General features: G+C 37.8%; 11 protein-coding genes. 5 read left to right on the top strand and 6 right to left on the bottom strand.

Features of this window, described 5'->3' with window-relative positions; all coding sequences use genetic code 11:
- Window positions 1–131 precede the first annotated feature (131 nt).
- Complete coding sequence (locus FHY60_RS01385) at window positions 132–1577, top strand: DEAD/DEAH box helicase (RefSeq protein ID WP_139902485.1); 1446 nt, start codon at window positions 132–134, stop codon at window positions 1575–1577.
- 44 nt (window positions 1578–1621) lie between these two features.
- On the opposite strand, the gene FHY60_RS01390 is transcribed toward FHY60_RS01385, so the two are convergent.
- Both FHY60_RS01390 and FHY60_RS01395 read right to left on the bottom strand, forming a co-directional pair.
- Complete coding sequence (locus FHY60_RS01390; protein ID WP_139902488.1) at window positions 1622–2554, bottom strand: TRM11 family SAM-dependent methyltransferase; 933 nt, start codon at window positions 2552–2554, stop codon at window positions 1622–1624.
- Between the two features lie 149 nt (window positions 2555–2703).
- Complete coding sequence (locus FHY60_RS01395; RefSeq protein ID WP_243122259.1) at window positions 2704–3750, bottom strand: AI-2E family transporter; 1047 nt, start codon at window positions 3748–3750, stop codon at window positions 2704–2706.
- 317 nt (window positions 3751–4067) lie between these two features.
- Between FHY60_RS01395 and FHY60_RS01400 the strand changes: the two genes are divergently transcribed.
- The 3 genes from FHY60_RS01400 to FHY60_RS01410 all read left to right on the top strand — a co-directional run bounded on the left by FHY60_RS01400 (window position 4068) and on the right by FHY60_RS01410 (window position 8352).
- A complete protein-coding gene (locus FHY60_RS01400; protein WP_139902495.1) occupies window positions 4068–5297 on the top strand; it encodes an aminopeptidase in 1230 nt (409 codons plus the stop codon).
- 192 nt (window positions 5298–5489) lie between these two features.
- Entirely contained in the window at window positions 5490–6131 is a 642-nt protein-coding gene (locus tag FHY60_RS01405) for a hypothetical protein (protein WP_139902498.1), read from the top strand.
- A 232-nt stretch (window positions 6132–6363) separates the two neighbouring features.
- A complete protein-coding gene (locus FHY60_RS01410; RefSeq protein ID WP_139902501.1) occupies window positions 6364–8352 on the top strand; it encodes an HD domain-containing phosphohydrolase in 1989 nt (662 codons plus the stop codon).
- 77 nt (window positions 8353–8429) lie between these two features.
- Here the strand turns inward: FHY60_RS01410 and FHY60_RS01415 are convergent, their stop codons facing one another.
- Both FHY60_RS01415 and FHY60_RS01420 read right to left on the bottom strand, forming a co-directional pair.
- Window positions 8430–9065 (bottom strand): hypothetical protein, encoded by a 636-nt coding sequence (locus FHY60_RS01415; RefSeq protein WP_139902504.1) that lies wholly within the window; start codon window positions 9063–9065, stop codon window positions 8430–8432.
- Window positions 9066–9247: 182 nt separating this feature from the next.
- Entirely contained in the window at window positions 9248–9766 is a 519-nt protein-coding gene (locus tag FHY60_RS01420) for a hypothetical protein (RefSeq protein WP_139902507.1), read from the bottom strand.
- A gap of 136 nt (window positions 9767–9902) precedes the next feature.
- On the opposite strand from FHY60_RS01420, the gene FHY60_RS01425 reads away from it, so the two are divergent.
- Window positions 9903–10730 (top strand): DUF3298 and DUF4163 domain-containing protein, encoded by an 828-nt coding sequence (locus FHY60_RS01425; RefSeq protein ID WP_163216082.1) that lies wholly within the window; start codon window positions 9903–9905, stop codon window positions 10728–10730.
- A 139-nt stretch (window positions 10731–10869) separates the two neighbouring features.
- Here the strand turns inward: FHY60_RS01425 and FHY60_RS01430 are convergent, their stop codons facing one another.
- A complete protein-coding gene (locus tag FHY60_RS01430; protein WP_139902513.1) occupies window positions 10870–11535 on the bottom strand; it encodes a hypothetical protein in 666 nt (221 codons plus the stop codon).
- Complete coding sequence (locus tag FHY60_RS01435) at window positions 11522–12112, bottom strand: RNA polymerase sigma factor (protein ID WP_243122260.1); 591 nt, start codon at window positions 12110–12112, stop codon at window positions 11522–11524. Before FHY60_RS01435 ends, FHY60_RS01430 begins: the two co-directional genes overlap by 14 nt.
- Window positions 12113–12156 lie beyond the last annotated feature (44 nt).

The following is a 12156-nucleotide window of genomic DNA, read 5'->3' on the forward strand; positions in this document are numbered from 1 at the left end:
TGAGCTAGTTTATACTATGCGGTTAATTGATAAATATTCTAGTAGCAGCTTGAAATTGAAAGAAAATATGTATTAACCCTTAACGAAAGAGTATATAATAAATTCATAATACGAAGAAGAGGTAATAGACAATGGGAAACAAAAGCTTTAAAGAATATAATATAAGTGAAGAAATCTTGAAAGCACTGAACTTGCTTGGATATGAAAGACCTACAGAGGTGCAAAGTGAGGTTATAGAGGTTGCTTTACGAAAGAAGGATTTGATTGTAAAGTCCCAGACCGGTAGCGGTAAGACAGCGGCGTACGGTATTCCAATCTGCGAGAGCTTAGATATAGAGCAGAGAGAGCCTCAGGCCCTAATCCTTACACCAACCAGGGAGCTGGCAGTGCAGGTTAAAGAAGACATAACCAATATTGGCAGGTTTAAGAGGGTCAGATGTGCGGCAGTATTTGGTAAGCAGCCTATGGCTGTGCAGCTGCGGGAGCTGAAACAGAGGGTCCATGTAATAGCCGGTACGCCGGGAAGGGTTATGGACCATATAAAGAGAGGCAGCATTGACCTGCAGAAAGTTCAGTATCTGGTTATAGATGAAGCGGATAAGATGCTTAATATGGGCTTTATTGATCAGGTTGGTGAAATAATAGAAACTCTTCCTGAGAGTAGGGCCACCATGCTGTTTTCAGCTACTATGCCGGAGGAAATAGAAAGATTGTGTTCCAAGTACATGAAAAAGCCGGTAAGCATACAGATTACCCCAAAGAAACTTGTGTCTGAAAGGGTAGACCAAGATCTCTATGAGGTAGATAAAGACCATAAATTTGAGCTTCTTAAGAAGATATTATACATTGAAAACCCTGATAGCTGCATTATCTTTTGCAGTACAAAGGAAAATGTGGATACCCTCAACGAGAAAATGAGGGCTGAAAAAATCTACACCAGGGCTCTGCACGGGGGTATGGAGCAAAAGGATAGGCTGGAGCTGATGAAGTATTTCAAAAGGGGAGAGTTTAGGATCCTGGTTGCCACTGATGTAGCTGCCAGAGGTATAGATGTAACAGATTTGGATCTTATAATAAATTATGATGTACCGGTAGAAAATGAAAGCTATGTCCACAGGATAGGCAGAACTGCCAGGGCCGGAAAGTCAGGAAAGGCTGTAACCTTTGCTGCACCCTACGAGAAAAAATATCTTAACCAGGTGGAGGAATACATAGGCTACAGCATACCAAGAAAAGCAGAGCCCTCAGGGGCTGAAGCCGAAAAAGCCAAGGTAGCCTTTATGGAAAAGGAAAAAAGGGCGCCGGTTATAAAGAAAGACAAGAGTGAAGAGCTCAACAAGGAAGTAACCAAGGTATACATAAACGCTGGTAAAAAGAAAAAGATGAGACCGGGAGATATCGTTGGAGCAATTACTTCCATAGAAGGAGTAAGCGGGGAAGATATAGGTATAATTGATATATTGGACCATGTATCTTACGTAGATATACTAAACGGCAAGGGCGACAAGGTGATTAAGACCCTGCAGAAAATAGGAATAAAAGGTAAAGAAGTGAAGGTTCAGAGAGCCAGTAAGTAAAGAAAAGACCTCCGGAAGACCAATCCGGAGGTTTCAAACTTATATCATCTGCATATTGCTATATATCTTTTAAAGTTACCTTTAGAAACGCTGGTTTTGTCAACAATGGTAAAGCCGGCCTTAATAATGTATTCGTCCATATCTTTCATGGTAACAATAATAGCCCTGTCAGCTATGCGCCGAGCGGTTTTCATAATATCTGTCTGTTCCTTTAAGGTAGTAGGATTAAACAGTCCATAGGGAAGATCTACGATGGCAATATTATAGTGCTTTTTAATTTCATGCATATCACCTATAGTGATTACATCTTCGTAGCCAAAGTATTTTAAGTTTTTCTTAGCATTTTCCCCGATTAAGGGATTTATCTCATAACCCTCTATGTTCATCCCTAGAGACAAGGCCTCAATTACTACGGTACCTATGCCACAGCAGGGGTCAACGATTGTGCAATCCTCATTTCCGGCAGCGGCGATATTTACTAAGGCTCTGGCGGTTCTTACCCCTAAGGCATTGGAGTAGGAGTAAGGCTTTTGCTCACGGCCTTGCCATTCCAAATTATTCTTCTCATGCACTCCGAAAATCCATTGATTACCAACCTTGGAGATGCCCAAAATTATTCTGGGATTATGTACATCCGCTTCTCCGTTGATGGCATATCCTACAGCATAGTTTGCCTTAAGCCGCTCTTCATGAGACAAGGCATCACCTTCGTGCTTTATATACCTTACCTTAAAATTATCATAGGATGCATTATCTAATGTAATTCTTTCAACTATTTCCTCCAGGGTATCTGCAGTATAAATAATGGACACACATTCTTTTAAAAATGCGCTCCTGGAGATTGGTATGTAAAAATCAGAAAATAAATATTTATACTTAATGTCTTGCTTAAACAAATACCTAAGTTCTGTCTTCCCTAGGTCTTCTTCATACTTTGGGAAGTTTATGGTATAGAAATAAGAGTTTGATTTTATCATATAAGCACACCCTTTACGGTATTGTATACCTTATTGTAGTATTAGATATCAGCAAAGTCAAATTACCTGATAGTTGTTAGGCAATAATTTAAACGCGGAATCCACGGAGAACGGATTTTAATTACTCATTACTCATCACTCATTGCTCATCACTCATTGCTCATTAATTTGGAGTCTGCTTTTCTCTCAATGTAGCTTTCTAAGGCTGCTTTTATTACGGCGGTCAGGGGCACTGCAATAAACATGCCAATGATACCGTAGATGCCACCGCCCACGGTAATTGCTATGATAATCCATATTGGACTTAAACCTACCTTTTCACCAATAATCTTTGGTCCCAGGAACCAGCCATCAAATAAGGAGAGAGATATTACAAGAACAGTTACCTTTAGCAGGCTTGTTGGTCCGGAGAAGATGGTGATAGCCAGGGCGGGAACTAAACCAATAGTGTTTCCGAAGTAAGGTATTAAGTTTGTAACACCGATTACAATGCTTATGATAAACGAGTACTTGACCTCCAGAAGCTGCAGACCTACAAAGCAAAGTATGCCGATGATTAAGGAGTCAATAGACTTTCCTATAACAAACTGTTTAAAGATCTTATTTGTCTTGTTGCCCCATTTTATAATTTGCAGCGCATTGGAATTATCTAAAAAGGTAAATAGAATTTTTTTAATATAGTCTATTGCCTCTTCTTTTTCTATCAGTAGATAAACAGAAATAACGATACCGGTAAAGAGGTTAAATAATATGGAGGAAAAATCAATGAGCTTTTCAAAGATTACTGTAAAGTTAATTTCTATCAAGGCTCTGATAGAATTAAGAATATCATTTATATTCTCGCTGAAGTAAGAATTGCCGCTATATTTAACAAAGAGGTCGCTGTTTAAAATTGTCTCATTTATGTACTTTTCAGCCTCGGTAACAAAGGCCGGAAGGCGGTTGAGGATTTCCCCTATATTTTTTATTAAACTAGGTATTGCCAACATAAAAAACGCTACGATGCTGGATAAGAAAATACAATAAGTAATTAAGATACTGACAGCCCTTTTTGTCTTAAAGCGGCGTTCTATGAAGGTCATAAGAGGATTTAACAGATAGGCAATGACAAACCCCCATATAAAATAGGACATTAAAGATAGTATTTTTCTGAGAATATAACCTACGGTCTCAATGTTATCTACCAGCTTATACATCACAATTGAGACGAAAATAATAGGGATTAAATTAAAGTGCTTAAATTTGCTAAACCTAAACAAAAACAACACCTCTGATTAATTGATAGTAATGGCTGTGAAGACTTATGCCAGTGCATACAGAAAAGCCTTAAGATATCTTATTAACCTAATTATATCACATATAGAATTATTTCCAATGAAATACAGATAATATAGGGTGCAAATAATGTTTCCAAGAAACCTGCTTAACTTCTGCACAAGTATGGTTACAAAAGACATATTGTGGTAATATTAAGTTAACAATACCATTGTACACAATGAAGGAGAGGAAGTTTATGAATCAGGAATTATTAAATAAGTATGCAAGTCTGGTAGTTAAAATCGGCGCTAACGTACAGCCGGGCCAGACAGTAGTTTTGATGTCACCGGTGGAGACAGCGGATTTTGCAAGAGCTATTACTGAGGCTGCCTATACGGCTGGTGCCAGAGATGTTTTTGTAGAGTGGAACGATGAAAAGCTCTCCAGAATAAAATACTTAAATGCCCCGGATGAGGTATTTGATGAAGTTCCTTCTTGGAAAAAGGATTTCACCCTTACAAACTTACGCAAGGGTGCGGCCTTTATACAGATAAAGGCATCAGATCCGGATGCTTTTAAAGGCGTAGATGTCAGCAGGATTTCCAGGTCTATGAAGGCATTTACAACTGAATTAAAGGAGTATCATGAAGCTCTTATGAGCAATAAGAATGCATGGTGCATAGCTTCCGTGCCTACAGAGGCATGGGCGCGAAAGGTGTTTCCTGAACTGCCAGCAGAAGAGGCTGTAGCAAGACTTTGGGAGGCTATATTAAAAGCTGTAAGAGTGGATACAGAGGATCCGGTAGCAGCTTGGAAGGAGCATACTCTCAATTTGAAGAAGAGTATGGCTTTTATGAATGACAATAACTTTAAATACCTTCATTACAGGAATTCCTTGGGAACAGATTTGACTATTGAGCTTCCTGAGGGGCATGTATGGGTAGGTGGATCCGAGGAAACTACGGGTGGAGTAAAATTTATTGCAAATATGCCTACTGAGGAGGTATTTACATTACCAAAGAAGACCGGGGTTAACGGTACTGTTGTGAGTTCAATGCCATTAAACCACAACGGCAGTCTTGTTGATAAATTCTCCATTACCTTTAAGGATGGCAGAATAACAGACTATACTGCTGAGGTAGGCTATGAGGTGCTAAAGTCAATCATAGAAACAGATGAGGGTTCACACTATCTTGGAGAAGTGGCCCTAGTACCAAAGGACTCACCGATTTCAAATCAAAATATACTATTTTATAATACACTTTTTGATGAAAATGCTTCCTGCCATTTAGCTATAGGAAGAGCGTATTCTCCTTGTATTAAGAACAACGAAAATATGAGCGAAAAACAACTGGAAGAAGCAGGGGTGAATAATTCCCTGATTCATGTGGATTTCATGATCGGAACAAAGGACCTTGAAATAACAGGTATTACTGCAGATGGTAAGGAAATTCCTGTATTTATTGATGGAAACTTTGCATTTTAACTGTTCAGATTGTTATTAAGACAGAATGTCAAAAGGGCACCCAAAGAGGTGCCTTTAATTATTCTGCTTTTATATCATTGGTATCATATGAGGTATAAAGAATAAATTAATTATGGAAAATCCACACTAAGTCATAGGTGTGGATTTTTTTCTGATTTAGAGGTACAATGCTATTGTTAGGAGGCTGAAGGAATGGAAAAGGTTTATAACGGCATAGTTATTTTCGGAGAAATGGGCGCAGGCAAGGATGCTCTTGCTGAGCAATTTACGAAGTTAAGACAGAATGCCAAAATATATAATATTGGTGTATTGTGCAGGGAAATGATGAAGGTAGCCAAGGTTAATCCACAGTGGAGAGGCTTGGAAAGATATATCGGACAAACAGTTGCGGATAAGCTTAGAGAAATGGATAAGGATATCATGTGTGACTATATTTTGGCCCTTATATATGAGAATGGGCAGAAGAAATATGGCTGGGATAATGCTGGCCTAGAAGGTGAAGCCCATCACAAGGCGCTTATGGAGCAGCTTGCCATATTGAGAAATGAGGAACTTTCCATAGTAGCGGGAGGAAGAACCCTGGTTGACTTAAATTACTGGAGAAATAAGCAATTTTTAGTGGTTGGTATAAAGGTCAGCGAAGAGATAAGAAAGCAGAGATTAATAAGCAGAGATGGAGAAAAGACAGTTCAAAACAGTAGTTCTACCCATAACACAGAGGCGGATGTACCTTATATAATTAATAACCTTTGTGATGAGGTTATATTGAATGATGGGACTCTCGAGGATTTAAAGAATTCTGCAGAGGCCATATTAACTAAATATAAATTCTAGGGCAAGGGCAGAATTTACCTTTGCCTATTTTTCTGCGGGAAATGGTAGAATCAAAACTTTACCATCAAAATAACAAAGCAAAAACTTTATCTGATAATTTAACAACTCACAGTTTTGTTGTATAATAAAAAAATAATGCTATATAATAGTGCCAAAATAATTTACTGGGAATGTGACTCAAAATTAAAAAATATGACCTGTATATGTAGACTGTACAAAAGAGAGGTGCACTTTGAAAAAGAGCTGGAATAATATAATTAAGTACGTAAAGAAAGATTTAAGTATTATGATTGCATTAGGAGCAATTATTATGATATGCTTGTCAGTTTTACTTTATGTCAGCGGCAAAATTGATGAAGAAAGAGCGGAGTTAATAAATGTGCTAGGCAGACAAAGAATGTATATTCAGTCTATGGCGAAGGAGGCAAACTCCAAATATGCCTTGCTGCAGGCAGAAAAACTAGATTATATTGTTGAGAGCAAGGAGGCTATTGATGACAGGTATAATAAAATTCAGCGGAACATTATAAAGTCGAGAGATGAATACATAAGCACCTTTAATCAGCTTAAGAGTGGAAAGATGCAATATAAAGGCACTGTCATCAGCTTTGAAAAATCCAATGTAAACATAAGTGCAAATTTGAAGAAGACAGAGGATATATGGAAGGGATTTGAAAAGTCCATTAATAAGGTATCAGAGGCGAAAGAGATTGATAGAGATTTCATAGATTCAATAATTTTCATAAGTGACAACAGCGAAACTCTGGCGGCCTATTGTGACGAGCTTACAGAGATTGCCGTAAGTCACAATAGGCAAAGTGAATTATATTATAAAACCATTGAAGTTCTTCTGGGTTTAGCTTTTTTGGCGGTAATATCCATGACACTTGGCAGGCTATATAGGCACTTGATTCTGCCGCTGGGTACCTTTGTTGAAGGGTTGAGCGATATCAGTATACTGAAAAAAGGAATTTCCACTGATAATACCACTGAGAAGGAAACTGGTCCTATAATATGGGAAATAACAAATATGACCCAAAAGATAGAGAGGCTAGTTTCACTGATAGAAAATATTAACCAAAATCTTTCCATTAATGAAGTTCTAAGGTTTATATTTGATAAGTTTTCCTTCTTTATACCCTACTCCTATATAGGGGTGGCCTTGGTAAAGGAAGGGGGAAAAATGCTTGAGGCTTCCTATGGCATCAGCAATGGCAAGGTAGAGGGACTTCCTAAAAACTTAATAGGAAAAAGGTACTTGCTTGATAAAACCAGTCTGAAGTCCATAATAGAAACCGGTAATCCCCGTATGATTAATGACTTGGAGGAGTATGTAAAAGGCAGGCCAGTTAAGGAGTATAATAGGGTAATTCTTGAGGCGGGAATAAGATCATCTATAACCCTTCCTCTTATAGCAAATAATAAACCGGTTGGTATAATATTCTTTTCAAGTGTGGAGAAGAATATCTACAACACAGAACATATGAAGTTTCTTGAAGTTATTACAAAGAGTGTTTCAATAAGCTTTGAAAGAAACCTATTTATGGACAACCTTCTTTATAGCAGTATATTAGCCTTGGCAAAACTGGCAGAGGCAAGAGACGAGGATACCGGAGAACATCTTGAAAGGATGAAGGTATATTCCAAGCATATAGCTCAGTTCTTGTATGAGGACAGCTTGTACAAGGAACAGATAACTCTTGAATATATAGATGACATTGAGAGATTCAGCCCTATGCATGATATAGGAAAGGTAGGAATCAGGGATGGAATTCTCTTAAAGCCTGCTAAGCTGACAGAGGAAGAATTTGAAGAAATGAAGCAGCATACCATCTTTGGAGGTAAGGTGCTTAGAGCGGCAGAAGAAAATATAATGCTCAGCGGGAGAAGTATTTTTAAAGTTGGTATAGATATAGCTGAAGGACACCACGAAAAATGGGATGGGTCCGGTTATCCCAGGGGGAAGGCGGGAGAAGATATACCTTTAAGTGCCAGGATAGTTGCGGTGGCAGATGTCTTTGATGCACTTACCACCGAAAGGCCCTACAAAGTGCCCTATACCTTTGAGGCAACTTATGACTTTATGATTGAAGGCAGCGGAAAGCACTTTGATCCTGAGATAATCAGAGTATTTGTTAAGAACAAGGATAAAATGTGGAAGCTTTATAAGGCATTTCATGGAGATGAAAGTATATATGACGACGGTGTTAAAGTAGTGTAATAAAAGATAGGGGATAGCCCCTATCTTTCGTTTTTATGAGGATGTATTGGCAGAACCTTTGAAAGCTCTTCCTTTTGCTATTGGGTAATGATACCCGAATTAACTAATTCTGTCAAAATATCCGTTCTGTTTTTGGAATTAGCCTGCCAGTATGCTTTTCTTTCTGCTTCTGACATGGCCTTAATTTTTTCCTTCTCTAGTTTTAACTCCTCTTTTTTCTTCTTTACAAATTCATTGATTTTATCCAGCTGTTCTTGACTAATGGTACCCTTAGAAACCTCATTTTTTAGTACTTCCTGTAAGATATCTCCATGGTGACGAGAAATAATCTCTTTAATTTTCTGGGCTTGTTCTGAAGTTATAATTTTTGATGAGACAAGGTCTCCAAAGATGTCAGGACGTGTTTTATAATTTTCCCTTATATAATTTTCTCTTTCTTCCTTGCTCATATTTTTTATCTTTTCAAGCTCAGCTTTTTTCTCCTCAGCACGCTTCTTCAGGAAGGCTTCTATCTTTTCAGCCTGCTCTTTAGTGATAATTTTCTCATCCACAAAGCGCTGCAAATCCGGCTTACTGAAGCCCTTATGTTTAACAGAGGCCTTATGATGTGGTTTTGCACCATTGGGACTATAAGCCCTAGCAGCAGCGGGGAACAGCAAGGCAGCTACAATTGCAGCAGTAACGATTTTTACAGTTAAATTTCTTTTTTCCATATTTCACTACTCCCTTCTATGTATATTTTGGCTAAAAGATACCAAAATTATTAGGGAATATAATTAATAATTAGTAATTAGGAATGAGCAATGAGTAATTAGTGAAGGGGAGAAAAATCAACCATAATTACTCAGTATTCATTACTCATTACTCATTAAAAAACTGCGTCCAAACGCAGTTTTTACAAGCTTCCTTTCGTTACAGTCTTATCTATCCATGGATTATAGAACCTGTTATAGCTAGGGGTACATACCTCTACGTCCATGGAGTATTCCTTTAGTTTATCCAGCTTGCCTTCTAGGGTAGTTCCGCTGAAGCATGTGATCGCTATTTTGTAGTCATATTTTAATTCCTTACTGATTTCACGGAGTTCCAGTAAGTTGCTTGGACTTATGTCTTCTCTTAGATCAATTAGGTGCTTAGATAAATCAGCAAAATATTTTTTTGCCTTATCCAAGAGCTTCCCATCCTTGAGAATGCTTATGGAGATCATTACAAGTGCGTCTTCTAAAATGTTACCTTCTGTTGGTACCCATCTAATTGTATTTATGGAGGAAGTATGGTCCTCTAAAATATCCAGATTTTTGAGAATCCATATGGGCTTACTGCCCTCCGACAGAAGCAAGCAGTGAGTTGGGAGCATTCCGTTGCCGAGTTTGTTAGTGTGACCTATAAGTATTTGTGCAGTAATTGCTGCCATAATTGACCTCCTTGTCCGTTATTTCTCAATAGTTGACAACCCCTTTACTTAATTTTCGAGTGTAATGAATATTACTTTAACTTTATTTTATAGAAGTGTTATAATGGAAATAATAGTATATGAGGAAGGTGATAGTATGAAAAGGTCAATTAGGCTAATTATAGACTCTGCCTTGATTATATCTATGGTTATATCATCCTTAGGCTGTACGAAAAAAAGTGAGACTGTAAACAGTAATAATGCCGATAGCAAGAGGAGTATACAAAAGACCCCAGCCTCCATAAATATAAATAATATAGAAAAAACGGAAGAAGTAAAGGTTCTGGTTACGGAAAAGGCCATAAAGGAGGATACGGAAGCTTTGCTTGTGGATATAAAACTCCCGGTTCTCAGTGGCCTTGCCAATAAGGATATAGAAAAAAACTTAAATAGCAAATTTGAAACCGAGGCTATGAGGCTTAAGGCTTCTTTGGAGGAGGAGGCTAAAGGTGCCCTCCAGGATTCAAAGGATAATAACCTAGAATATCATAAATATGAAGTGAATACGTCCTACAAGGTGAACTACAATAGGAATGGTTTTTTAAGCATTACTGTAGTTTACTATAGGTATACCGGTGGAGCACATGGTTTGAGTTATATGAAGGGATACAATATAGACCTAAAGACAGGTGGCATTTATTCCTTGTCACAGCTTTTTGATAAGGACTTTAACTATAAGGAGATTATCGATGAAGTTGTGTTAAATGAGATGAAGGCAAACAGGGAATTATATTTTGAAGACGCCATAACGGACTTTAAGGGCATAAAAAAGGATCATCCCTTCTACATAGAAGAAGGAAATCTGGTTGTTTATTTTGCTGAATATGAAATAGCACCATATGCACATGGCATGCCGGAGTTTAGAGTTCCCCTATCCAAGTTGACCTTTGCAGAGGGAATAAAATTAGCAATTAGCAATGACTAATGAGTAATTAAGGAAGATTTTTCTCCGCTGCACTACGAAAAATCTTTTATATTTAATAATTTTTAAGGCATGCGCCATAGCATGCCTTAAGGTTTTAATATAATTACTCATTAAACATTACAATATTTGTATTTCACTGTCAGTCCGCCACCATCAAGGTTACCGGTTCCGTCAAGGACACTTTTATGTCATCTACCAGCATATAGTATATGGTTTCACCCTTTTTTATCACCGTTGTTTCAGTTATTAATATATCATTTAAATAGATGGTATCAGCCCCTTTAGCCCGAAGTTCGGCGATATTTTTTTCTATCTTCTCAAAGCTTACATAGGCAACCTGAGAATTTGATATATTCTGTGGTGCTAAGGTTAATATGATTCTATGGCCACCCCTAGATCCGTTGTTTCTATCGGAATCTTCTTGGGTAGGAGCTTCCTCTGACTTAGGTTCTTCCGGTCCAAAGCCTGTGCTTGGTGCGGCGGCCTCATTTCCCGCCCAATAGTCGCTATTATTGGAGACTTGACTTTCAGAGGCCTTTTTCGCACCAAAGGAACCGGCATTCTTTAGTATTACAGGAGCTGAAATAATGATTATTATAAATAAACTGATTTTAAGCAAGCTCTTCATTGAGAAGGCAGTCTTTATAGACTTTACAGTATCTATAAATTTGTACAGACTATTGTTCTGCTCTATTTCTCCATGGGATTCTATATACTCAAGCATCTTTTCAAACTTTTCCGGTGGAAGGTCTAGACTTGAAGCTCTGTTATTTAAGGCATCAGATATTAATTTATCTGTATTCATTGGAAGCACCTCCTATAGAGCTATCTATTGTATCCAGCTGCTCCTTGCTAAGTACCTTTTCAAGGTTTTTTCTTGCACGGAAAAGCCGTGTTTTTACTGTTGCTTCGGAGCAATTAATTATATCAGATATTTCTTTTATGGTGAAATTATTATAATAAAAAAGTACAAGAACCGCAGCATACTGAGAGGGAAGGGAGTAAATACAGCTTAGTATTTTCTTTTGAATTTCCTTATATTCTGCAACAGCTTCCGGAGTTTTAGCATCTGTTAAGGAAAAGTCCGGTTTTAACTCTATATATTCATCCAGGGAAGATAAGGGATGTTTCTTAAGCTTTCTTACTGCATCAAGACAAAGATTAACTGTAATTTTATAAAGCCATCTTTCAAAGTATTGAGGGTCCTTTAGCTTTTCAAGCTTAAGATATACCTGCAGGAAGGTCTCTTGTACTATATCCTCCGAATGCTGATAATCCTTTAGTATGAGATAGGCTGTTCCGTATACCTTTTGCTTGTACATTGCAAATAGACTCCTGAAGGCATCTCTATCTTTATTTTGGGCAGCTTTGATCAGCTCCACGTCTATCAAAGGTTTCACTCTCCTTGTTTAATCCCGCCAAGAAT

The sequence above is a fragment of the Clostridium thermarum genome, assembly GCF_006351925.1.
Classification (GTDB): domain Bacteria; phylum Bacillota; class Clostridia; order Clostridiales; family Clostridiaceae; genus Clostridium_AU; species Clostridium_AU thermarum.